This window comes from Bacillus sp. YH3-2-B2 (assembly GCF_053663335.1).
Window position 1 is genome coordinate 914,745 of the sequence record NZ_JBSJQE010000002.1, and the last position, 22,575, is coordinate 937,319.

Sequence of the window (22,575 nt, forward strand, 5' to 3'; positions counted from 1 at the left end):
AGCACACATCAAATGGCCGCATGTAACGATCAGGCTGTCGTCAGGAGGTTCGCCATATGAGTCTGTTATGGGTCTTTTACCGAGAGCACGTACAAAAGGTTCAGCTGTCTGAACTCCCGCCCTCTCAGCCGATTACGATCGGTCCGGATATGAAAGATACAATCACGGTCGGCACACTTCCGTTACGGCAAAACGCCGCAACCCTTTATCGGAAAGAAACAGATCGTTATGATGTTTTCCTGGGAAATAACTGTGCCGGCGAATTGACAATAGGAAATGAAATGCCCTGCCGGATTGAAGAAGAGACGATGCGGCTTCTGCTCACCCCTGACCAGGAAGAATCCTCCGTGTATTTTATCGGAGGGAAGGATGAGATCGTTTTCTCATCAGAAACAGAGGAAGCGGATATATACAAAGAGCCGTCCTCCGCTCAAACAGAGGCTTTTTATCTGAGAAAGTCGGGAGGATGCTGGTCTGTCGTCCCTGATGGTCAGGAAGTTTATGTGAACGGAAAGCTTGCAGAAGCTCCCGAAAGGCTCCGGACGGGAGATGAGCTGCTGTGGAATTTTCTGCGTGTGAGGCTGACGGAGGACGACCTTTTAGAAATCGTTCATCACGAAAAGCTTCAAGCCGGTTTAACCAAAACGGTAAAACCAAGCACCGAAATGAAAAAGAAATACCCGCAATATCGAAGAACGCCGCGCATGGTCTACGATCTTCCCGAAGACCGCGTTTCATTCAGCTTTCCCTCGCAGGAAAGCGAACAGAATAACCGGGGGCTGTGGCTCGTCATTCTGCCTCCTGTGGTCATGCTGATTGTAATGGGGGTTGTCGCCATTATACAGCCGAGGGGCATATTCATCCTTGTCTCTTTGGCGATGTTTATGATGACTCTCATTACGTCCACCGTGCAGTATTTCCGTGAAAAAAACCAGCGGAAAAAACGGGAGGAAAAACGGGAGCGTGTGTACAAGCAGTATTTAGAAAGCAAACGGAAAGAGCTTCAGACGCTGTCGGAAAAACAGCTGCTAGTGCTGACGCATCATTTTCCCCCGTTTGAAAAAATGAAATATTTAACTTCTGAAATCAGCGGCCGCATTTGGGAGAAATCGCTGGAAAGCAGGGATTTTCTGATGCTTCGGCTCGGAACGGGCACGGTCCCGTCAAGCTACGAGATTTCAATGAGCGGCGGAGACCTGGCGAACCGTGATGTGGATGACTTGATGGAGCAGTCGCAGCACATGCAGCGTGTGTATAAAGATATCCGCCATGCGCCCGTGACCGTTGATTTACAAGAAGGGCCGATGGGGCTTGTCGGGAAACCTCAGATCGTCAAAAATGAAATTCACCAGCTGATCGGCCAGCTCGCGTTCTTCAACAGCTACCATGACCTGCGATTTGTCTTTATCTTTCATGAGGACGAATATAAGGAATGGGAATGGATGAAGTGGCTGCCGCAATTTCAGCTGCCTCATATGTATGCGAAAGGATTTATTTACAATGAACAGACCCGCGATCAATTGTTATCGTCCATTTACGAGCTGCTGCGGGAGCGGGATTTGGAAGAGGATAAAGAAAAAAAGATCTTTCAGCCGCATTTTGTCTTTGTCATCACAAATCAGCAGCTGATCGCAGAGCACGTCATTTTAGAATACATTGAAGGCCGGCATGAGCATCTCGGCATCTCGGCAATCATCGCCGCGGAAACGAAGGAAAGCCTGGCAGAAAACATTCACACCCTCGTCCGCTACATTAATGAAGATGAGGGAGACATTCTCATTCAGCAGAAAAAAGCGGTGCAGATCCCGTTTAAGCTGGACAGGCATGAACGGACAAACAACGAGCGGTTTTCCCGGACGCTTCGGACATTGCACCATCAGGTCGGAATGACGAATTCCATTCCTGAAACGGTCTCATTTCTCGAGCTGTTTCATGCGAAGGAAGTAAAAGAAATCGGCATCAGGCAGAAGTGGGAGACAAGTGAGTCTGCAAAATCGCTGGCTGTTCCGATCGGCTATAAAGGAAAAGACGACATCGTCTATTTAAACCTGCATGAAAAAGCGCACGGGCCGCACGGATTGCTGGCGGGAACGACCGGCTCCGGGAAAAGTGAATTTCTGCAAACGTATATCCTGTCATTGGCCGTTCACTTTCACCCGCATGAAGCGGCGTTTTTGCTGATTGACTATAAGGGCGGAGGAATGGCGCAGCCGTTCCGCAAAATGCCGCACCTTCTCGGAACCATCACGAATATTGAAGGAAGCAGAAACTTCAGTATCAGGGCGCTTGCATCCATTAAGAGCGAGCTGAAAAAACGGCAGCGGCTGTTTGATCAATATCGCGTCAATCACATCAATGATTATACAAAGCTGTATAAACAGGGAGAAACGGATATTCCGATGCCGCACCTGTTTTTGATTTCAGATGAATTCGCCGAGCTGAAAAGCGAAGAGCCTGACTTTATCAGGGAGCTTGTCAGTGCGGCCCGCATCGGACGGAGCCTTGGTGTGCATTTAATACTCGCCACGCAAAAGCCGGGCGGCATCATTGACGACCAAATATGGAGCAACTCACGCTTTAAGGTCGCGCTGAAAGTGCAGGATGCAAGTGACAGTAAAGAAATCCTGAAAAACAGTGATGCGGCGAATATTACGGTCACCGGACGCGGCTACTTGCAAGTCGGAAATAACGAAGTGTATGAGCAGTTCCAGTCTGCCTGGAGCGGCGCCCCTTACATGGAAGATGTATACGGCACCGAGGATGACATTGCCATCGTTACCGATACCGGCTTAATTCCGCTGTCTGAGGTGGATGCGGATGATGCGGCGAAAAAAGACGCCCCGGCAGAAATAGAAGCCGTAGTCGAAGAAATCGAGCGGATTCAAAATGAAATGGGCATTGAAAAGCTGCCGAGCCCGTGGCTTCCGCCGCTTGCCGAACGTATCCCGCGCACGCTTTACCCCGCGCAGGAAAAAGACCGCTTCTTCATTGCCTGCGTTGATGAGCCTGATCAGCAAAGACAGGCGCCTCTCGCTTACACGATGATGGATGACGGCAATATCGGCATTTTCGGCTCATCCGGCTACGGCAAGTCAGTGGCTGCCATCACCTTCCTGATGAACTTCGCGGAAGGATACACGCCGGAAGAGCTTCATATGTACATCTTTGACTTCGGAAACGGCACGCTTCTGCCATTGGCAAAGCTTCCGCACACCGCAGACTATTTCTTAATGGATCAAATGAGAAAGATCGAAAAATTCATGATCCGCATCAAGGAAGAAATCGAGCGGCGGAAACGGCTGTTCAGAGAAAAAGAAGTCAGTCATATCAAAATGTACAATTCGCTCAGTGAAGAAGAGCTGCCGTTTATATTTATCACAATTGACAATTTCGACATCGTCAAAGATGAAATGCATGAATTAGAAACGGAATTTATCCAGATTTCACGCGACGGGCAAAGCTTAGGTATTTACTTCCTGCTGACCGCAACGAGGGTAAACGCCGTCCGCCAGTCGCTGTTAAACAATATAAAAACGAAAGTCGTCCATTATTTAATGGATCAGTCAGAAGGATACTCCATTTACGGGCGTCCGCCGTTCAGTCTCGAACCGATCCCGGGCCGCGTCATGATCCAAAAAGAAGAACTGTATTTCGCGCAAATGTTTCTTCCGGCTGAAGCGGAAAATGACCTCGAGATGTTCCAGACGCTGAAAGCCGATGTCAAAGCTTTAGCTGAGCGCCACGCCGGAACAGCCGGCCCAGACCCGATTCCGATGCTTCCGGATATGCTGACGGCCGGCGAATTTTCACTCCGTCTCGGCCCGGAACAAGAACCGTTCCGCATTCCTGTCGGGCTTCATGAGGAAAAGGTCAGCCCTGTGTACTTTGATCTGGGTAAAAATAAACATTGTCTTATTTTGGGCCAGACACAGCGTGGAAAAACAAATATCCTGAAAGTGATGCTGAATCACCTGCTGCGTGAAGGTACGGAACGGGTCGGGCTGTTTGACTCGATTGACCGCGGACTGTCGCAGTATGCGCAGGAAACAAAGGTCAGCTATCTGGACACAAAAGAAGACGTCCGGCAGTGGATCGAAACGGCAGAAGCCATTTTCACGGAGCGCGAAGCTCAGTATGCGCAGGCCGTCAAAAATGGCGATGTGCACAAACTTAGTTTCTCTCCTGTCGTGTTAATGGCCGACGGCATTACAAGATTCCAGCAGACGATCGACACCGCCATACAGGACAAGCTGGCGATGTTTATGAAATCTTACGCGCATGTGGGCTTCAGTTTTATCCCGGCGGGCAATCACAGCGAATTCTCAAAAGGCTATGATTCCTTAACGACGGAAATGAAACAGATCCGCCACGCGATGCTGCTTGTGAAAAAATCCGAACAAAATGTCATTCCGCTGCCTTACCAAAGGCAGGAACCGGACATTCAGCCGGGCTTCGGCTATTTGGTTGAAAACGGGAAGGAGCAAAAAATCCAAATACCTTTATGTTCAGCGGAAAGGGAGGCCGTCAGATGACCGAACAACGAAAAAGCCTGATCAAATTAATAGCCGCGGTCGTCATCATTCTGCTGCTGCCGGTGCTGTTTTTCCGGTTTATCGGTGATGACCCGGGAAAACAAAAAATCAACGCCACCCGCCAAATCGCAGTCGTGAATGAAGACATGGGCTTACAAACAGATGAAAATGAGGAAGAGGAATCCGTCCATTTCGGCAAAGAAGTAGCGGCCGCTCTCGGCGGCCGTCCGGATTATTCATGGACGGTTGTCAACAGGAGCGCGGCTGAAAACGGTCTGGCGGCTAAGAAGTATGACGCCGTCGTTTACATTCCATCCGATTTTTCAAAAGACATCTTAAGCTATGACAAGGAGCGTCCGCAAAAAGCCACGCTGACATTCAATATTCAAAGCAACCTGAACGCCGTCAACAAAGAAAAAGTGCAGCGTGAGCTTGAAGACGCCCAAAAATCAATGAATAAAAAAATGTCAGCATTATATTGGAATTTCGTCTCACAAAAAGTGAACAATGTCCGAGGCGATTTTGACAAGATCGTCAATAAAGAATCAGAGTTTCAAAACGTCATGTACAACTTTTACAAGCCGAGCTCCAATGACTTGGCAGGTGAAATCAAACGGCAAAAAGACCTGATTGACGAACTGAAAAAATCAATGAATGAAGCGCAGGGCGCGGCAAAAGAAAAACTGACCTCGGCAGATGAAGCCAAAACCACGCTCAAAGACTTTGCCGACACGGTCGAGCGCTACAAACAATATCAAGAAAATCAGAAAAAACTGCTGATGGCCGCGCAGGAACAAAATCAAAAGCAAATCACAACCGGACTGAACGCCATTAAAGCACAGCAGGCCGCCAACCAGTTCAGCACGATGATGAGCGGGCTGTCTTCAGGAATAAACCGGGCGCAGACACAGCTTGACCAGACGGGATCGGCTCTTTTTGCCGCCCAACAGGTGAGAGAAGCGCAGATTCCTGAGCAGGAACGCGGGATGGCGAATATTCAATCCAATTTACTGGACAATTATTTGACTCAATATAAAGCGCAAGCAAGATTTGAAACACTGAACAGCATCCAAACCCTTATGAAAAGGGATCGGCCGGCATTAACTGTTCCGGAAAAGGACCCGGGGGATGACGGCTCGGATGAACCGAAAGAAGAAGAAAAACCGGAAGAAGAAAAACCCGGCGATCTGAAAATTGACCTTGACGATCAGCGTGAAGAATTAAAACGCATCTCCGCTGAAATCAATCACATTTCTGACGGATTAAAAGAACCGGAAAAAGAAAATCCGGCCCCTGAAAAACCGGGCCAAGGCGATGACGGTGAAAACTCCGGCGATACCGATCCGAATAACGGAACGAATCCCGGAGAAGACGGAAAAACGGAAGACGGCACAAAAGGAGAGCAGCCTGCTTCCGATAACACAGGCGATCAGGAGCCAAAAACCGTCCAGACCTCGACAGCCGCTGAAAACGTTACTCCGCCTGCTGATGAGCCGGCGGACGATCCGAACGATTCTGAAGGGGACGGCGGCACGGACATAACTGAGGCGAAAGAAAGGCTGAACCAAGCCGCAGAACGCATTCAGCAACTTGAAAAAGAGCTGGAAGAGAAACAGCAGACTCATAATGAAGAACTGAAAAAACGTCTCGATGCTCTTGATGAAGAAATCCAAGGCCTTAAAGACCAGATTGATGACGTCAAAAAACGCGCAGAAAAATTAAAGAAAAATCTGGAAGAATCAGAAGAAACGAGAAAACAAGACTTCAATACCGTTTACAGAATGATTGTAAGAACAGAACAGAACATTCTGAACTACCCGTCATTGGACAGCGGCCGCAAATCTGCTCTTGAACAGATATTTGCCGCTGACATTAATACAAAAAAGATATCCGATTTAATGAGTTACTATAATGATTTATCCCTGTATGAGGCGACACTCTATCACTCTCTTGACGCGGGCTCGCTGCCTGATGTGAAAAACCGGGTGCTGAAAGCCCAGCAAGGCGAAGTCCAAACCGTTCTCGCCATCAAACCGGAAGAAACGGCAAGCTGGGAAAATCTGAAAAACAATAAAATGCAGACAGATGAAGACATCAGCAATTTTATTAAAGGCATGACCGAATTCTCGGATAACTACAGCTCGTATATCAGAGATGAACAAGCGGGAGTGCTCAATGAGCTTGCCAGCATTTCAGACAGCGCGGCGAAAGCATCCGATCAGCTGGCTGAAGGTGCTGTGCAGGAAGCGGCCGCGTTCAGCGGAGACGGATTAACCGGAACGATGGCGCTCGGCGCTCAGGATACCGTCGGCCGCGAAGTCCTGCAAATGTCTGACACGATGGGCCATCTGTCAGAACGCCAGTCCGGCATCATCAGCTATACCGACAATATGCAGCAAAGCGTAAATGACGTCCAGCAAAAAGCGGACACCCTGAACAGCAACTGGGGCAAAAACGTCGATTCCACGAAATTGATCAGAAATGACGTGTACGGCATTTTAGGGAACGCGCTCGTTGACGGACAGGAAAACGGCTATGTTTACGATTATCTCGCCAATCCGCTTAAAATCAGCGGAGAGGTGCCGGAAGACCGGGTTCAGAATGTTCCGCCGGTCGTCATTTTGGTGATCGTCCTGATCAGCAGTCTTCTGATCGGCTATTTCAGCTCGTATTATCAGCAGGCGCCGCTTCTTGTCAAAGGCGCGCTCTTTGGGATTTTAAACATTATGGTCGGATTGATGATCAGTCTGTTCGGTCTGAATATCTATTCGCTTCCGGATGATCAGACGATTAAATGGTCAGTCTTTACGATTCTCCTGCTTGCGGCGAGTTCAGCTTTTATCCGGGCAGTCTTTGTCTTCAGCTCAATTACCGGATGGATCGCATCATCAGCGCTCATTCTCTTTTATGTGGCGCCTTTGATCGACCTGATTATGCCGAACTTCACCTTTGACAGTCCGGTTTCGAAAGTCTATATCGATATTCAATACGGAACGGGCCATCTGTTTGCGTTGGGGGTAACGGTTCTTGCGATCATTACGCTGATTGCGGCGGCGCTTCCGCTCGTCATTCGGCTGTTTGCGGAAAAAACGGAGGAAAGTGATCAGTCTTATGAGGCGTAACATGTTCATGGAAAAAGGGTTGCTGCTGTTTGCTCTCTCCTTTTTCCTTTTCCTTCCCCAAGCCGCAGCCGCGAATGAGGAAAATACTGATGTCAAGCCGAATGAATATGAAAAGAAAGACATTGAAATTCGTACGGATTACCTGCACGACGATGCCTACTCCGAGGAAAAAACGGCGCTTCCGAAAGAACAGAAGGATATCAAGTTTGATCAGCCGTCCGAAAACCCGGATGACAAACTGATATCAAATCTGTTTACATCGTCAGACATGGAGCCGAATACGATCAAAGCGCAATCGAAACAACTGGGTATCACATTTGCCGAGCCGGCGGTGCGGCATACCTCGGCAGATATGGAAACGGAAGAGAAAAAGACTTCTTATCTGCTTCCTGTTATTTATGCCGTCTTGATCCTCCTCGGGATTGCGGCGATGATCTATCTGATCCCGAAAGTCACGGCGCAGGAAAAGGCAAGGCGGTAAACGGATCGCTTGTGTTTGCGGGAAGACAGCCCGTAAAATAAGAAAAAAAGGAGGAGTTTCATGCAGTTTTTTCTTATAACAGGCGCGTCAAAAGGCTTGGGCCGGGCGCTTACGGAACAGGCGCTTCAAGAAGGAGCCGAAGTCGCCGCGCTTTCAAGAACGATAAGCGGGGAAAAGCGCGAGGGACTGACAGAATACAGTGTTGATTTAACCGATCTCGCAGATACCGGGCGGCAGATGGAGGCGATTCTTGATCAAGCAGAGGAGAAGGGGTACTCCGCCGTCACACTGATCAACAATGCCGGAATGGTGGAACCGATCAAGCGGGCGAAAGAGGCTTCCGCCGAAGAATTAAACCGCCATTACACCCTTAATCTGACGGCGCCTGTTTTGCTCAGCCAAATGTTCACAAAGCGTTTCGAAGCGTTCAGCGGCAGCAAAACAATTGTCAACATCACATCGGGTGCGGCAAAAAATCCTTATAAAGGCTGGAGCGCGTATTGCAGCTCAAAAGCGGGGCTTGATATGTTTACGAGAACATTCGGGTTTGAACAGGAAGATGAAGAGCTGCCGGTCCGCATGATCTCATTCTCGCCGGGAGTGATGGATACAGACATGCAGGCTGTCATCCGTTCTTCGTCAAAAGAAGATTTCCATGACATCGAACGGTTCCGCAATCTGAAAGAAACGAAAAACCTCAGAAGTCCTGAATACATCGCCGGCGTCATTCACTCACTGATCGCGGGCGAGCCGGAAAACGGACGGATATACGATATCAAAGAATTTTTGTAGAGCAGCTTTCACGCTGCTCTTTTTTTGTTTGTACAATCACTTAGGGGTCCGGCGGCATATGATGAATGAAACAACATATAAGGGGTATAAGAAATGTATCAGATGAATTGAGTTTCTTCTCGATTTATGTTAGGATTCTAAAAATATATGAAGGAGGGGTTTCCATGAGAAATGTAACGTTAATGGATGTCTTCACCCATCCAATCGCACAAAAGTATTTACAGCGTTCCGGTGTCGCCCATGCGATCGCCTGCGCGTTTCATGCATACCGTCTTGCCGTAAAAGCAGGTGTCAGCCCGGATCTGGCGGCGAAAGCGGCGTTACTGCATGACGTCGGCCATTATGAATGGTACACAGACGGCAAATGGGATTATGAAAAGTACAGAAGAAACGATATCCATGCCATTAAAGGCGCGGAACGGGCGCATAAGCTGCTCATCCGGCTCGGTGAAGAACCGAAAGCGGCGAAGGACATTGCGCTGGCGATTCTGCTTCACACCGATTCCTATCTGCCTGAAGGCGAACTGGACAAGAATACGCTCCAGCAAATCGTGAAACAAGCGGATGAACTCGATGAAGAACCCGGCGGACATCACCATTACCGCCAAATGGATCACACGGCCGCGCTCAAACAAATCCAAAAGCTTGATCAGTTAATTGACCGAGCCCAATATCCCATAAGAAGCTCAGTCTAGGCCACTCATGCGGCCTTTTCCGCTTACATAACTCCGCATGCTCACTAACACCTTTTCCGCTCCGATAGACGTACTGTGTCAAAGCCTTTGTCCGCTGCATATGCTGAAGGAAAACATAGTAAAGGGGATCAGCGAAAATGGCCCATCAAGGAAGCCCGCAAATCGTCTCGTTAGTGGATCCTTACGTTTATCAGACCATCCATAAGCTTATCGGCTCAAGGTTTATCATTCAAACCGTCAGACGCATTGTCAGAGGACGGCTGATTGATGCCACTCCGGATCACATCGCCATTGAAGAGACGCATGACCGTGTATTTTATATCAGAAACCGCCATGTGGTTTCCGTCATGCCTGATTATACCGAACGCGTGTAACAGCCCGAAAAGGCGCAAACCGGAGGCGGCACTATAGAACCCCGGTGCGTCTTCTTTTTTGAGATACATAGATGCACGGCGGTTTTTTTTGGTACAATCACAGTACAAGTTCACATGACAATAGGAGGAAACCGCTTGTTGAAATCAAAGGTCCATTTTTGGACGCTGCAAATTTTGCTCGTTTTGCTCATTATTTACGTATCAACGAAAGTCTCGTTTATTTTTCAGCCGTTTTTCGGTTTTATCACCACTCTGTTTTTTCCGATTTTGATCTCAGGCATTTTGTTTTTCATTTTTAATCCGATCGTGCGCCTGCTTGAGAAAAAAATCCCCCGGACATTGGCGATCCTGCTCATTTATCTCGTTTTCATAGGCCTGATTGCCTTTATGTTCACTGCCATCGGGCCGATTGTGGCTTCCCAGGTCACGGGGCTGATTAACAATTTCCCTGATTACATTCATCAGATTCAAGTCTTGACTGCGCAATTATCCCATTCCAAATGGTTTACGTGGATGATGACGCAGGATTATGTGTCGATAGAAAAAATCCAGCAGTCTCTGACGGGATTTTTACAAAGCCTTCCGCAAAATATTACGGCAAGCCTGTCGGCCGTGTTCGGCGTCGTTACGAATATCACGCTTGTCGTGATCACCGTTCCGTTCATTTTGTTTTATATGCTGAAGGACGGCCGGCGGTTTCCGCTCTTGGCGGTCAAAATCCTGCCTTCTTCCTACCGGGCGGAAGGTCGGAAAATATTTAACGACTTATATGTCACATTGGCCGCCTATTTCCAAGGCCAGCTGCTGATTTGTCTCTTTGTCGGAACGGCATGCTTTATCGGATATTGGATCATCGGCCTGCAGTATGCGTTAATTCTCGGGATGGTGATCGCCGTCACCAATATCATTCCGTACCTGGGGCCGTTTCTCGGGGCGGCGCCCGCGGTGATTATCGCGTTTATGGATTCGCCGGCTAAGGCGCTCTTTGCCGTTATTGTTGTCGTTGTCGTCCAGCAGCTTGACGGGAACCTGCTTTCTCCGCTTGTGATTGGGAAACGGCTGAATACCCACCCGCTCACCATTATTCTTCTGCTTATCGGAGCGGGCAGTTTCGGCGGCATTCTCGCAATGATTCTGGCCGTGCCGGTTTACGCAGTTTTAAAAGCTTTCGTCTTAAATATCGTCCGGCTTATCAAACTTCGTCAGCGGTCAAAGCTCGAAGACAGCCGCAAGCCGAAATAAAAACGGGCACAACTCCCGGTGCAGCGCATAAAATGCTGTAAAGAAAAGCGGAGGTGTGGGTATGCCTGCAATTGTAGGACCGATTTATATTATGAGTTTAGCCGGAGACGCTGCGGCGAGCTTCGGTGACGTGTTTGCCATTTCTCCCAAAGCCGTTGACCACTCAGGCGCGGGGGCAGGGGCGTTTCATTCCGGAGATTTTGTCAAAATTACTAATAAATTCAGCAAAACGCGCTTTGAAGACATCGATGTGTTTGACGAACCTGATTGGTTTAACGCGTGACAGCCTCCTTTTAGGAGGCTGTCGCTTTTTTGTAGTATAATAGAATCAGTCTTTATAAAAGGGGAATGTTTTATGAAAATCAGAAAAGCGAATATTACCGTGCAGTCCGGAATGATCGGTGATGTATATCTGCATGAAAATAAAAAAGAACAGCATACCCTTGTAGCCGTTCCGGAACTTGAGTGGAGCACGATCATTTCCTATGAGGAAGAGAAAAAGGCGCTGGCGCAGCGGCTTTTACAATCATTCAGCAAGCTGATTGAAGAAGAACCCGCCGGAGAGCTCGCCGGCAAGATCTCCCATTGGGTGGCTGAAATGTAACGAAAACGGTTTACCGCGTCCCGTCCGGGGCGATAATTGTAAAACAAGCTGGGAGGGACAGGCCGATGAGCGACAAAACGGTTGACCTTTATTTACAGCAGGGGATGTACGGCCCTCTGCAGACGAAACCGGATGAACGCCATTTATTTTTAGGCTCGCTGCGTGAAAGAGTCATCATTGCCCTGACGAAGGGACAGGTGCTGCAAAAGCAGCCGTATGAAGAAGTGAAACAGGCGCTGAAAAGCCGAAAAGACGCGGTGCTCTATATAAACGGAAGGCTCCCGTATCATGCTTATTCACCATATATGAAGCTTGCCGCACTTGCCGGTGTCCGAAGCTCCGTCATCTCGGACCTTCAATTCGAAACGCCGCTCGGCCTGGTTTTTGCCGCCGATTATGCCGTGAACCTTGACGGCATTTACGTGCAGGATGACATTTTTCAGCGCTCACTCCTGAAATCTTAAAAGGGCAAAACACCGTTTGTCATTTTACAATGCCAATTCACTTACAAGTGGAGATAGGATATAATGGTTTTCATATGAATGGCGGGGAGGCCGGCTATGAAAAAAGCATTTATATGCATTGATTATACGAATGATTTTGCAGCTGAGAACGGGGCATTAACTTGCGGAGAACCCGCGAGACAGATTGAAGATACGATTGTCAGTTTGACGCAAGCATTTATAGAAAACGGTGATTACGTTGTCTTTGCGGTAGATTCGCATGATGCAGACGATGACTTTCATCCCGAGACACACCTGTTTCCTCCGCATAATATTAACGGCACGGAGGGCAAAGAGCTGTACGGAAGGCTATCGCCTCTTTATGAGAAACATAAACACGCAAAAAACGTAAATTATATGGAAAAAACGAGATATTCTGCTTTTGCGGGAACGGATTTAGAGCTGAAACTGCGGGAACGGCAGATCACTGAGCTGCATCTTGCGGGCCTGTGCACCGACATCTGCGTTCTTCACACGGCGGTTGACGCCTACAACAAGGGCTTTCAGATCGTCATTCATCAAAACGCTGTGGCCAGCTTTAATCCGGAAGGGCATGAATGGGCCCTGTCCCATTTTAAGAACAGCATCGGAGCGCAAGTGGCAGAGTAAGGAAGGGGAAAACAATTTTGGTGGAGCATGGTTTTAAAGACGACAGTTTGTCTTTACATACAGATCTTTATCAAATTAATATGGCCGAAACGTACTGGAGAGACGGCATTCATGAGAAAAAAGCGATTTTTGAGCTTTTTTTCAGAAAGCTTCCCTTTGAAAACGGCTATGCGGTATTTGCGGGCTTAGAAAAAGCAATCGAATACTTGGAGAACTTCAAATTTACCGACAGCGATCTGAATTATTTAAAAACGGAATTGCACTATGCTGATGATTTCATTGATTATTTACGGGATCTTTCTTTTACCGGATCTCTTTACAGCATGAAAGAAGGCGAGCTCGTTTTTAACAACGAACCGATTATGCGGGTCGAAGCGCCCCTGATTGAAGCGCAGCTGATTGAGACGGCTCTGCTTAACATTGTGAATTACCAAACATTAATCGCCACGAAAGCGGCCCGCATTAAAGGCGTTGTCGGTGACGAAGACGCCCTCGAATTCGGAACGCGGCGCGCCCATGAAATGGATGCGGCCATGTGGGGAGCGAGAGCGGCTTTGATCGGCGGCTTCAGCGCGACGAGTAATGTAAGAGCCGGAAAGCGTTTTAATATACCGGTATCCGGCACGCACGCTCATGCGCTCGTACAAGCGTACCGCGATGAATATACGGCATTTAAGAAATATGCGGAGACCCACAAAGACTGCGTATTTCTCGTAGATACGTACGATACGATCCGTTCAGGCATGCCGAATGCGATTAAAGTCGCAAAGGAATTCGGCGACCGGATCAACTTCATCGGCATCCGCCTGGACAGCGGGGACTTGGCGTACCTGTCAAAAAAAGCGCGTGAAATGCTTGATGAAGCGGGTTTCACAGACGCAAAGGTCATTGCTTCAAGCGATCTTGATGAGCACACGATATTAAATCTGAAATCCCAAGGAGCGAAAATCGATACGTGGGGCATCGGCACGAAGCTGATTACCGCATACGATCAGCCGGCTCTCGGTGCGGTTTATAAGCTTGTCGCCATTGAAGAGGACGGCAAACTGACCGACACCATTAAAATTTCGTCAAACCCTGAAAAAGTGACAACGCCGGGAAGAAAGAGAGTATACCGGATTATCAACAAGCTGAATCACCACTCGGAAGGTGATTATATCGCGCTTTATGACGAGCGGGTAAATGATCAGAAACGCTTAAAAATGTTCCATCCCGTCCACACGTTCGTCAGCAAATTCGTCACTGATTTCTATGCGAAAGACTTGCATGAGCCGATCTTTGAAAACGGCGTTTTATGCTATGATAATCCCGAAATTACCGACATCCAGCAATACGTGCAGGATAACCTCAAACTTCTGTGGGAGGAATACAAACGGATCAGCAAGCCGGAAGAATATCCGGTCGATTTAAGCGAAGACTGCTGGAGCAACAAGATGCAGCGGATTCATGAAATCAAAAGCAAGCTGAAACGGGAACTTGAATAGAAAACAAAGCGGCCTTTCCTATCTCTGGAAAGGCTTTTTTGTTGTGATAATATTTTTCACATTTAGACAAATTTCGTCAAGTTATTTGATATACTTATGTTCGAAGGCCGCATCTAAGGGGGTAAATGAATGAAGGTGTTTGTTGCGAGACAGCCTATCTTCAACAGAAACGAACAGGTTGTTGCTTATGAACTTCTTTACCGGGAGAGCGAAGAGAACCGTTATTCGGCCGCGGACGGAGATAAAGCTACGACGGATCTCATTATTAACAGCTTTATCAACATCGGAATCGAAAAGCTGACTGAGGGGAAACGCTGCTTTGTGAATTTTACAGAAAGCCTGATGTTTTCAGATCTCCCTACCTCCTTTGATCCTGACCAGCTTATTATCGAAATTCTTGAGGACATACCGATCACTCCGGCACTCATCTCAAGATGCAGACAGCTGAAGAAATTAGGATATACATTAGCACTTGATGATTTTTACGCCATCAATCCGGAAAATGAAGAGTTAGTGGAACAGCTGATGAAATATATTGATATTTTAAAAATCGACTTTTTGCAATCCTCGCGTCTGGAGCGCAAAAAAATCATTCAGACGTACAGCTGTAAAAGTCTGATTTATTTAGCGGAGAAAGTGGAGACGAGAAAAGATTATAAACAGGCGGCCATAGACGGCTTTCACCTGTTTCAAGGATATTTTTTCAGTGAACCGCGTGTCATCAGCGGAAATGATCTGACGTTTCATTTTCATTCTTACTACCAGCTTTTAAGCGAATTAAACAATGACCAGCCTAATATACAGCGCGTGACGGAATACATAGAGCGTGACGTCAGCTTATCGTATCAGATTCTGCGTTTTTTAAACGGATCGCAAACAAGGCTGAAAAAAAAGATAGACAGCATCCAGCAGGCTATCATGATGCTCGGGCTGAATGAGATTAAGCGCTTGATTTACATTCTTTCATTCAGAGATTTAACGGCGAAAAGCCACTCAAGCCAAAAAGAAATCATTAAGATTTCCTTAATCAGGGCCAAACTGTGCGAACTGCTGGCGAAAAGAACCGGAAGGCCCCAGCCCTCTTCTTACATGCTGATCGGCATGTTTTCGCTCATCGATACGCTTCTCCACAGGGAACTGGAGGATATCATCAAAGAACTGCCTTTAATCGATGAAGTCGGACAGGCGCTGCTCGGTTATGAAAACGATTATTATCAGATGCTCGCGCTCGTCAAAGCCATTGAATGCAACAACTGGGACTGTGACGAGTGGGGAAAAGAACTGAACAAAGAAGAAGCGTATGAATGTTACTTACAGGCGATCGAATGGTGCCGGCAGCTGATCGATTGAGCCGCTTTAAGCCGACCACCTGAGGGCGATGATAAACCGGCTTTGCTCTCTGATCAGACTGACACGGATGCCGTCGGGATTATACGTCACGTCAAAGTCATTTTTGATGCCGGTCTGCTTAATGAGCCGCTTGACCGCTGCGGTGTCAGATGATTGCGCTGCGGTGAGGATGCTGCGCGCAAGCTCTTTTGACGCCGACAGCCGCGCAAGGAGCAGGCGCGCATCCTCCAGCATGCCCGCAGCTTCTTTTGCGGACGCTGTCAAAATATCTGCGTGAACCGGGGCACTGGGCGCTGGATGCCGGTATGGCGCGGCGAAAATAGGGCAGCATGGATACACATAATGCATACGGCGGCCTCCTTCCTGAGAAAACATTCGTTATACATGAGTATAGGCGGCGTGATAACGAGTTATGACATGCAAAAAGACCACAATGTGGGGTTGCGGTCTTTTCGGTGTTTGTCGGTGGTTATGCGACGCTGTTCGCCCATTCTGTTTTGAAATTGCGACGGCAGGGACTATAGTCCCTGCCGGTTTGTCGGAAAACCGTTGAAAAAACAGCAGAACCGCCAGATTGGTCTGCTTTATCCTAAACGTCTGCCATTATGGTAGTTATATAGTCCTGTTCGCTAAATGCCCTGTTCGGGACTATGGAATTACCATGGTTTGCGGTGTCACGCAGATACTTTTACACATACTTTTCGGTGAAAAATCCCGCAAAACCGTTTACACTATTAGTAACAGATCAAATACCTAGGACTCGTTCACCATACACAATTCATTGATCTTTCAAAAAAAGGAGTGTGGAAACGGTGGAAAACAAATTAGAAGAAGTAAAGCAATTATTATTCCGACTTGAAAATGATATCAGAGAAACAACCGACTCATTACGAAACATTAACAAAAGCATTGATCAGCTCGATAAATTCTCATATGCAATGAAAATTTCTTAAAAAGACTTGGAAACAAGTCTTTTTTTTGTGCATTTTTTATCCATTTCATGGATAAAGTATTATACGATTGTTAAAAAACAAAAAACCTGCTGTCTTTCATCACCTGCATTTAGTAAAATAGAATGGGAGGGTGAAGACAATTATTGAGCAAATGTGTTTAGATGCCGAAACGATTAAAGAGAAGATGAAGGAAATTGTTGGGGAGAAAATAAATAATCCACATTTAAAAGACACCCTTCAGACTTTTATAAATGAAAAAAATCATTTTGCTTTTGGTGTTCTTGCATTTAAGCATTATGTGGCTTTCGATGGTGAGCATTATTCGGATATTACGTTATTGGCTTCAGGAATTGAATTGTTAATTTTAGCTTTTGATATTTTTGACGATATAGAGGATGAAGATAACTTGGATAAGGAATGGATGAAGATAGATCAATCTATCTCTTTAAATGCAGCCACTTCTCTTTATTCAATAAGTCTTCAAGTGATTTGTGAGCTTAAAACGAACTCCGATTTTCCCCGGCTTGCTATGAAATATGCTTTAAATGCAATGCAAGGTCAGCATAATGACCTCGAAAATTTCCCCGAAACTGAAGACGAATGTCTTCAAATGATTAAACAAAAATCAGGCTCGCTTACTGCAATGTCAGCTGTATTAGGAACAATGCTTGCAAATGGGGAGTTTAACGAAGAAATTGAGAATTATTCTTATAAAATTGGAATTGTTAAACAGATTGAAAATGATTATTATGGTCTTTTTAATAAAAATCGTAGTGATATCAGAAAGGGAAGAAAAACATTAATTCTGTTGTATCTAAAGCGAAGATTTAATGCTGCTTCAGAAAAAATCTTGGATTTAATGAATGCAGAAGCAAGTTACCATTCATTCCTCATTGATAATAAAAAAAGCCTTGAAGACCTGCTATTTGATGCAGGAGTTAGCCAGTATGTTTCAATGTTAATTAAAATGTACGAGGAAGAAATTACGACAAGTATAAAAGATTTAAATATAATGTTAGAACTTTAATGGAGGAAATTACAGTGAAGCAAGATATCGTACATTATCTTATGGAAAATCCACTTGTACTTACAAAGTTAGCGTGTGGGGAAGCTAGTTTAATAGGAGTTCCGGATAAACTGTTACCTGCCATTGTTGAGATTTTTGAAAGAGACTTAAGTCAATCAAAAAAATGCAGGGGAATTTTTTGGGAACAATGATTGAGAGAGTGAGATCTATTGAAAAAATTCATTAGAAATTTTTCGATTGTATTGTTATTCGTCAGTCTCTTTTACGTCGCTCATATTATATATTTTACTCAAAACGGAATTTTGGTAGGAACCTATGTGGTTGAAAACAATAACCATGAATTGCAGGTTGTAAAACTCTCCAAGTCTACGTATGGTAAATATATGGGCTTAAAAGAGGGAGACAGGATAATTGAAATAAGCGGAAAAACACCGACAGAAGAGAATATAAGAGGTCAATATCTAGCGAAAGCTGAACATATGAAAATAATAAGGGGTAATAGTAAAATAGACTTACATAATACTGAGTTTATTTCCTTAAATAGCTCTTATAGTTTTTTTATCTATATTATCCCATGCATATTATTTGCTTTAAGCATGTTATGCATTTTTTATATTTATAAAGTTAACAGAGTAAAAGATACTTATTCAGCCTATATTTTGATTATTTTTTTATTGTGTACATCCATTGCATATTTAAGCGCAGGTGGAGTAACTAGAGGATATGAAATAAACAGATATATTAACCTTTTTACATTTTTGAACGTACCTGTATTATACTTTCACTTTTTGTATCAATACTTTAAAGAATTAAAATTGAAATTTTCAGCTGGTTATGTTGTGTCTACTCTCTATATATTGCCGGTTATTAATATAATAATCGAGATATTCCAGAAGCATTTTGCCTTCCAACTTGTTACGAATATTAATTTAGTAACATTTTTTTTGGAAATGATGGTCGTCTATACATCCATTATTTTTTATGGACTAGTCTACCGAAAAAAGGATCACTTTTATTTGCTGAAAGTGTTACTTATATCTAATACCATAGCCTTTTTTCCGTTTACAGTATTTTATATTATACCTGAGGTGTTGTTCGGACAGTATATTTATTCTGCTATAGTTACGGCACCATTTTTAATAATTATTCCATTAGCTTTAGTCTATCAATTCGTGGTCAATAAAATCTACGATATAGACTTCTTGTTGGGCAGAATCAGGTACTATGGTTTCCTTTCCATTATTCCGACTATTGGAGTTGTATGGCTGAATATATTATTCGACAGCAAGGGGAATAACTTTAACATTATTCAAATCACTGTATATGTATTTTTGATTTTTTTAGCGGTATTTTATATTAAGGAGTTATTAGACTACAAATTTCGCCTGAAACGTTTTTCAGAAAAATATAATTATCAAGACAGCATTTATAAATATACACAGCTTCTTAAAAGCGTATCAGCTTTAAATCAAGTGTTTATGAATTTGAAAAAGACTATTTTGGACGTCTTGCCTGTTAGTAAAGCTTATATATTTGAAATCAATTCTGACGGAGACATTCTGTATTTTGATAAACAGAACAGTGAACCGAACTGGCAGCCGTATAAAAAAGAATTTGATAAAGTCACATCAGAGATTGGCAAGATTTTTGAAGTAAATCAAGGTTTTCTGATGAAGATTGGAGAAAGAGGGGCAAACTCATACGTTCTGCTTTGTTTGTCGAGCATTAATACTCCGAGACTGACAAGAGATGAGATATCTTGGTTAAAGACATTGTCTTTTTATACAAGTGTTTCGATGGAAAACATATTGCAGATCGAAGAACTCATGAACCATTTACAAGACCTGAAACAACAAGGTTCAAACCCAGTTTGGCTCAAAAAGCTGATGTTTACAATCGAGGAAAAGCAGCGGTCGGATTTGGCCCGGGATCTGCATGATTCGGTGCTGCAGGACTTGATTTCTTTGAAGCGCCAGTGTGAGCTGTTTCTGGCCGATTTTAAGAAAGAGGAGCCCTGCCACATAGAGGTGCAGGACAAGCTTCATCAGATGAATGAGCAGATGTCGGATGTCATTTTGATGACCCGGGAGACGTGCCATGAGCTTCGGCCTCAGCTGCTGTATGATTTGGGTCTGGTCAAGGCGGTATCCAAGCTTGCCGCGCAGCAGCAGGAGCGTGCGCCGTTTCATATCCGTCTGAATACGGGCCGGTTTACGGCGGCGCTGGATTTGGATACGCAGCTGAATTTGTACCGCATTATTCAGGAATTTCTTTCGAACGCCATGAAGCATTCACAGGCGAATGAGGTGCTGATTATGCTGATCAGCATTCAAAATAAAGTGATTCTGCATTATGAAGACGACGGTGTCGGCTGCAATCAGGAAGAAGGCGGCGGACAGTCGATGAGCATGGGTCTTTCGGGTATTAAGGAGCGCGTCCGTGCGCTTGACGGACGGATGAAAATCGACACAAGTGAAGGAAACGGTTTTAAAGCGGATATTGAAATGGAATTGTAACCAATTTATCACCAAATCGACTTGGCAGAAGCCAAGTCTTTTTAATAAAATGGAAATGAGTGAGTAAAAGGGAGGAAACCATGAAAAAGATACTAGTGATTGATGATCATCCGGCTGTCATGGAGGGCACCAAGACGATTCTGGAAACGGACACGAATCTTTCTGTCGATTGCCTTAGTCCTGATGCCAGTGAACAATTCGTTCTCCGGCATGATTTTTCAGCTTACGATCTCATATTAATGGATTTAAATCTGGGTGATGACATCAGCGGCATAGAGCTTTCCAAGAAAATCTTAAAAGAGAATCCTCTCTGCAAAATCATTGTCTACACAGGCTATGAGGTTGAAGATTATTTTGAAGAATCCATCCGCGCGGGCCTGCATGGCGCCATCAGCAAAACCGAATCTAAAGAGAAAATCATGCAATACATATATCACGTGCTCAACGGACAGATTTTAGTTGATTTCTCCTATTTCAAACAGCTGATGACCCAGCAAAAAACAAAAACGTCTTCTTCCCCTCAAAGTGAGCAGGATCGGTTAACTCCGAGAGAGCGCCATATTCTCCAAGAGGTCGAAAAAGGTTTGACCAATCAGGAAATCGCAGATGCGCTTCACTTAAGCAAGCGGTCGATTGAATACAGCCTGACATCCATTTTTAATAAGCTGAATGTCGGCTCCCGTACTGAAGCGGTGCTGATCGCCAAGTCAGATAACGTACTATAAATCTTGAAGGGAGAATGACCTATGAATCTGAACAATACATTGCTCGGCGCACTCGGTATTGAAATCACTGAAAACACGCCGGAGAGATGCGTGGCGGTGATGCCGGTGGATAAGAGGACGGTGCAGCCTTTCGGATATCTGCATGGGGGCGCGTCAGCAGCGCTGGCGGAGACTGTTGCAAGTGTCGGGGCCCAGCATTTTATCGACCGGTCGAAACAGGCGTGTGTCGGGCTTGAGATTAATGCCAATCATTTAAAGTCCGTGAAAGAGGGCGGAACGGTCACGGCGATAGCGGAACCCGTTCACACAGGCAGGGCAACCATTGTGTACGGGATTAACATTTTCGATGAACGAGAAAGGCTGATCTGTGTTTCCCGCTGCACGCTGGCTGTTATAACAAAATAAACAAACAGCCGGAACCCTGAATCGTCCGGCTGTTTGTTTTTACAAATATGAATCTTCTTTTCGTTTGATCACAAAGTTTCTGATCCCTTTGTAATCATCCTGAACGCTTCTTTTATCAAGCGCCGCTCCCGAATTGTACGCGGCCCTGCATATGAGGTGCGCTCCGACCGGCGCCGTCAGCAGGATAAAAATGATGCCGAGCAGTATTTTTACAGAAATTTCTCCGGTCAGCATCCACAAGTAGCCTAACACCCCGAGCAATACCAAATTAACGCCGAGTGTCGAGCCTTTTGAAGAGGCGTGGGCGCGCGTATACACATCAGGAAGCCTGAGTGTGCCGAAAGACGCGACCAGGCAGATCAGCGATCCCATCAGAATACAAACGGCGACAGCCCATTTAACGATTTCGATCATTTTCGATAATCTCTCCTTTCTCCAAAAACTTAGCAAAGGCAATCGTGCCGATAAACGATAAAATGCCAAGCAGCAGAATGATGTCCAAAAAGGCCGATGTGTTTAAGAGAATGGATACAAGCGCGGTCATGGCAATCAGATTAATGCCGATCCCATCAAGCGCGACGACCCGGTCCGGTATCGTTGGCCCTTTCATGACGCGAATGACGTACAGAAGAGTAGAAACCGCCATAATGCCGAGTGATAATTGCAGAATAAACGTAAACATCAGCGGCTCACCTCCTGAATGGCTTTCTCAAAAGAGACGCGGATGTCATGGATCGCTTTCTCCGCATCTTCAATGTCCATGGCGTGTATATAAAGAATCGACCGGTCATCGGAGATATCCATCACGAGCGTACCCGGTGTTAAAGTAATTAACAGCGAGAGCAGTGTGATCTCCCAATCCTCCGTCAATTCCGTCTTAAACGCGAAAATGCCCGGGCGGATGTTCAGTTTCGGCGCTATAACGGTTTTCAGCACGCTGACATTGGCCAAATATAATTCCTTTATAAAGATCATCGCCAGTCTGATGACTGACCATATTTTCCAAATGTAAAATGGCCGCGAGAAGAAGCGCCGGAAAAAAAACAGCGCCGCCAAGCCCGCGATAAATCCGGTTATAAAACCCGCCGTGCTGAGGCTGTTTGTGAGAAACATCCAGCAAACAGCGAGAAGAACATTTAATAAAAGTTGAAAAGCCATGCC

23 protein-coding genes are annotated in these 22,575 nt (G+C 45.6%); 19 read left to right on the forward strand and 4 right to left on the reverse strand.

Annotation, left to right across the window (positions count from 1 at the left end; genetic code table 11):
* Positions 1 to 56: 56 nt before the first annotated feature.
* The 13 genes from essC to ACWJJX_RS09650 all read left to right on the forward strand — a co-directional run bounded on the left by essC (position 57) and on the right by ACWJJX_RS09650 (position 15,788).
* Positions 57 to 4,532 carry a type VII secretion protein EssC gene (essC, locus tag ACWJJX_RS09590; RefSeq protein WP_454022935.1) on the forward strand — a complete coding sequence of 1,492 codons (4,476 nt, stop codon included), beginning with the start codon at positions 57 to 59 and terminating at the stop codon, positions 4,530 to 4,532.
* Positions 4,529 to 7,654 carry a type VII secretion protein EsaA gene (gene esaA / locus ACWJJX_RS09595; protein WP_454022936.1) on the forward strand — a complete coding sequence of 1,042 codons (3,126 nt, stop codon included), beginning with the start codon at positions 4,529 to 4,531 and terminating at the stop codon, positions 7,652 to 7,654. The genes essC and esaA overlap by 4 nt, the downstream gene beginning before the upstream one ends.
* 7 nt (positions 7,655 to 7,661) lie before the next feature.
* Positions 7,662 to 8,135 (forward strand): type VII secretion protein EssA, encoded by a 474-nt coding sequence (gene essA, locus ACWJJX_RS09600; protein ID WP_454022937.1) that lies wholly within the window; start codon positions 7,662 to 7,664, stop codon positions 8,133 to 8,135.
* A gap of 60 nt (positions 8,136 to 8,195) precedes the next feature.
* Entirely contained in the window at positions 8,196 to 8,927 is a 732-nt protein-coding gene (locus tag ACWJJX_RS09605) for a (S)-benzoin forming benzil reductase (RefSeq protein ID WP_182069452.1), read from the forward strand.
* A 164-nt stretch (positions 8,928 to 9,091) separates the two neighbouring features.
* Complete coding sequence (locus tag ACWJJX_RS09610) at positions 9,092 to 9,622, forward strand: HD domain-containing protein (protein WP_003152022.1); 531 nt, start codon at positions 9,092 to 9,094, stop codon at positions 9,620 to 9,622.
* 137 nt (positions 9,623 to 9,759) lie between these two features.
* Entirely contained in the window at positions 9,760 to 9,996 is a 237-nt protein-coding gene (locus ACWJJX_RS09615) for a DUF2642 domain-containing protein (RefSeq protein WP_003152023.1), read from the forward strand.
* 135 nt (positions 9,997 to 10,131) lie between these two features.
* Positions 10,132 to 11,238: an AI-2E family transporter gene (locus ACWJJX_RS09620; protein ID WP_014418769.1), complete on the forward strand. Its 1,107-nt coding sequence runs from the start codon at positions 10,132 to 10,134 to the stop codon at positions 11,236 to 11,238.
* A gap of 61 nt (positions 11,239 to 11,299) precedes the next feature.
* Positions 11,300 to 11,521 (forward strand): spore germination protein, encoded by a 222-nt coding sequence (locus ACWJJX_RS09625; RefSeq protein ID WP_003152026.1) that lies wholly within the window; start codon positions 11,300 to 11,302, stop codon positions 11,519 to 11,521.
* A gap of 72 nt (positions 11,522 to 11,593) precedes the next feature.
* A complete protein-coding gene (locus ACWJJX_RS09630; RefSeq protein ID WP_003152028.1) occupies positions 11,594 to 11,842 on the forward strand; it encodes a YueH family protein in 249 nt (82 codons plus the stop codon).
* A gap of 65 nt (positions 11,843 to 11,907) precedes the next feature.
* Positions 11,908 to 12,306 (forward strand): YueI family protein, encoded by a 399-nt coding sequence (locus tag ACWJJX_RS09635; protein ID WP_003152031.1) that lies wholly within the window; start codon positions 11,908 to 11,910, stop codon positions 12,304 to 12,306.
* A gap of 96 nt (positions 12,307 to 12,402) precedes the next feature.
* On the forward strand, positions 12,403 to 12,954 hold the full coding sequence (locus ACWJJX_RS09640; protein WP_025853916.1) for a cysteine hydrolase family protein: 552 nt from the start codon (positions 12,403 to 12,405) through the stop codon (positions 12,952 to 12,954).
* A gap of 17 nt (positions 12,955 to 12,971) precedes the next feature.
* Positions 12,972 to 14,438, forward strand: coding sequence for a nicotinate phosphoribosyltransferase (locus ACWJJX_RS09645; protein ID WP_014305722.1), 1,467 nt, complete (start codon positions 12,972 to 12,974; stop codon positions 14,436 to 14,438).
* Positions 14,439 to 14,567: 129 nt separating this feature from the next.
* On the forward strand, positions 14,568 to 15,788 hold the full coding sequence (locus tag ACWJJX_RS09650; protein WP_070082287.1) for an EAL and HDOD domain-containing protein: 1,221 nt from the start codon (positions 14,568 to 14,570) through the stop codon (positions 15,786 to 15,788).
* 6 nt (positions 15,789 to 15,794) lie between these two features.
* On the opposite strand, the gene ACWJJX_RS09655 is transcribed toward ACWJJX_RS09650, so the two are convergent.
* Entirely contained in the window at positions 15,795 to 16,136 is a 342-nt protein-coding gene (locus ACWJJX_RS09655; protein ID WP_454022938.1) for a hypothetical protein, read from the reverse strand.
* Positions 16,137 to 16,600: 464 nt separating this feature from the next.
* Between ACWJJX_RS09655 and degQ the strand changes: the two genes are divergently transcribed.
* From degQ to ACWJJX_RS09685, 6 genes are all read left to right on the forward strand, one after another.
* Positions 16,601 to 16,741 carry a degradation enzyme regulation protein DegQ gene (gene degQ, locus ACWJJX_RS09660; RefSeq protein ID WP_003152043.1) on the forward strand — a complete coding sequence of 47 codons (141 nt, stop codon included), beginning with the start codon at positions 16,601 to 16,603 and terminating at the stop codon, positions 16,739 to 16,741.
* Between the two features lie 151 nt (positions 16,742 to 16,892).
* Entirely contained in the window at positions 16,893 to 17,768 is an 876-nt protein-coding gene (locus ACWJJX_RS09665) for a polyprenyl synthetase family protein (RefSeq protein ID WP_146277410.1), read from the forward strand.
* Between the two features lie 14 nt (positions 17,769 to 17,782).
* Positions 17,783 to 17,959: a competence pheromone ComX gene (gene comX / locus ACWJJX_RS09670; RefSeq protein ID WP_044052947.1), complete on the forward strand. Its 177-nt coding sequence runs from the start codon at positions 17,783 to 17,785 to the stop codon at positions 17,957 to 17,959.
* An 18-nt stretch (positions 17,960 to 17,977) separates the two neighbouring features.
* The gene (locus ACWJJX_RS09675) at positions 17,978 to 20,284 is read left to right on the forward strand and encodes a sensor histidine kinase (protein ID WP_153986739.1); all 2,307 of its coding nucleotides are present in this window, start codon (positions 17,978 to 17,980) and stop codon (positions 20,282 to 20,284) included.
* Positions 20,285 to 20,364: 80 nt separating this feature from the next.
* Positions 20,365 to 21,009 carry a response regulator transcription factor gene (locus ACWJJX_RS09680; protein WP_003152052.1) on the forward strand — a complete coding sequence of 215 codons (645 nt, stop codon included), beginning with the start codon at positions 20,365 to 20,367 and terminating at the stop codon, positions 21,007 to 21,009.
* A 21-nt stretch (positions 21,010 to 21,030) separates the two neighbouring features.
* The gene (locus ACWJJX_RS09685) at positions 21,031 to 21,414 is read left to right on the forward strand and encodes a hotdog fold thioesterase (protein ID WP_007613430.1); all 384 of its coding nucleotides are present in this window, start codon (positions 21,031 to 21,033) and stop codon (positions 21,412 to 21,414) included.
* Positions 21,415 to 21,453: 39 nt separating this feature from the next.
* Here the strand turns inward: ACWJJX_RS09685 and mnhG are convergent, their stop codons facing one another.
* From mnhG to ACWJJX_RS09700, 3 genes are read right to left on the reverse strand one after another with little or no spacing between them, the layout of a single operon-like run.
* On the reverse strand, positions 21,454 to 21,828 hold the full coding sequence (gene mnhG, locus ACWJJX_RS09690; RefSeq protein WP_003152056.1) for a monovalent cation/H(+) antiporter subunit G: 375 nt from the start codon (positions 21,826 to 21,828) through the stop codon (positions 21,454 to 21,456).
* Positions 21,812 to 22,096: a Na(+)/H(+) antiporter subunit F1 gene (locus tag ACWJJX_RS09695; protein WP_003152057.1), complete on the reverse strand. Its 285-nt coding sequence runs from the start codon at positions 22,094 to 22,096 to the stop codon at positions 21,812 to 21,814. Before ACWJJX_RS09695 ends, mnhG begins: the two co-directional genes overlap by 17 nt.
* Positions 22,096 to 22,572: a Na+/H+ antiporter subunit E gene (locus ACWJJX_RS09700; RefSeq protein ID WP_278071272.1), complete on the reverse strand. Its 477-nt coding sequence runs from the start codon at positions 22,570 to 22,572 to the stop codon at positions 22,096 to 22,098. Before ACWJJX_RS09700 ends, ACWJJX_RS09695 begins: the two co-directional genes overlap by 1 nt.
* Between the last annotated feature and the right edge of the window lie 3 nt (positions 22,573 to 22,575).

Coding starts and splice junctions, on each gene's coding strand:
- ACWJJX_RS09680 (WP_003152052.1), top strand. CDS start 20,365: ATGAAAAAGATACTAGTGATTGATGATCATCCGGCTGTCATGGAGGGC.
- essA (WP_454022937.1), top strand. CDS start 7,662: ATGGAAAAAGGGTTGCTGCTGTTTGCTCTCTCCTTTTTCCTTTTCCTT.
- ACWJJX_RS09615 (WP_003152023.1), top strand. CDS start 9,760: ATGGCCCATCAAGGAAGCCCGCAAATCGTCTCGTTAGTGGATCCTTAC.
- esaA (WP_454022936.1), top strand. CDS start 4,529: ATGACCGAACAACGAAAAAGCCTGATCAAATTAATAGCCGCGGTCGTC.
- ACWJJX_RS09640 (WP_025853916.1), top strand. CDS start 12,403: ATGAAAAAAGCATTTATATGCATTGATTATACGAATGATTTTGCAGCT.
- mnhG (WP_003152056.1), bottom strand. CDS start 21,828: ATGATCGAAATCGTTAAATGGGCTGTCGCCGTTTGTATTCTGATGGGA.
- ACWJJX_RS09635 (WP_003152031.1), top strand. CDS start 11,908: ATGAGCGACAAAACGGTTGACCTTTATTTACAGCAGGGGATGTACGGC.
- essC (WP_454022935.1), top strand. CDS start 57: ATGAGTCTGTTATGGGTCTTTTACCGAGAGCACGTACAAAAGGTTCAG.
- ACWJJX_RS09650 (WP_070082287.1), top strand. CDS start 14,568: ATGAAGGTGTTTGTTGCGAGACAGCCTATCTTCAACAGAAACGAACAG.
- ACWJJX_RS09655 (WP_454022938.1), bottom strand. CDS start 16,136: ATGCATTATGTGTATCCATGCTGCCCTATTTTCGCCGCGCCATACCGG.
- ACWJJX_RS09695 (WP_003152057.1), bottom strand. CDS start 22,096: ATGTTTACGTTTATTCTGCAATTATCACTCGGCATTATGGCGGTTTCT.
- ACWJJX_RS09630 (WP_003152028.1), top strand. CDS start 11,594: ATGAAAATCAGAAAAGCGAATATTACCGTGCAGTCCGGAATGATCGGT.
- ACWJJX_RS09610 (WP_003152022.1), top strand. CDS start 9,092: ATGAGAAATGTAACGTTAATGGATGTCTTCACCCATCCAATCGCACAA.
- ACWJJX_RS09685 (WP_007613430.1), top strand. CDS start 21,031: ATGAATCTGAACAATACATTGCTCGGCGCACTCGGTATTGAAATCACT.
- ACWJJX_RS09700 (WP_278071272.1), bottom strand. CDS start 22,572: ATGGCTTTTCAACTTTTATTAAATGTTCTTCTCGCTGTTTGCTGGATG.
- ACWJJX_RS09605 (WP_182069452.1), top strand. CDS start 8,196: ATGCAGTTTTTTCTTATAACAGGCGCGTCAAAAGGCTTGGGCCGGGCG.
- ACWJJX_RS09625 (WP_003152026.1), top strand. CDS start 11,300: ATGCCTGCAATTGTAGGACCGATTTATATTATGAGTTTAGCCGGAGAC.
- ACWJJX_RS09665 (WP_146277410.1), top strand. CDS start 16,893: ATGTGTTTAGATGCCGAAACGATTAAAGAGAAGATGAAGGAAATTGTT.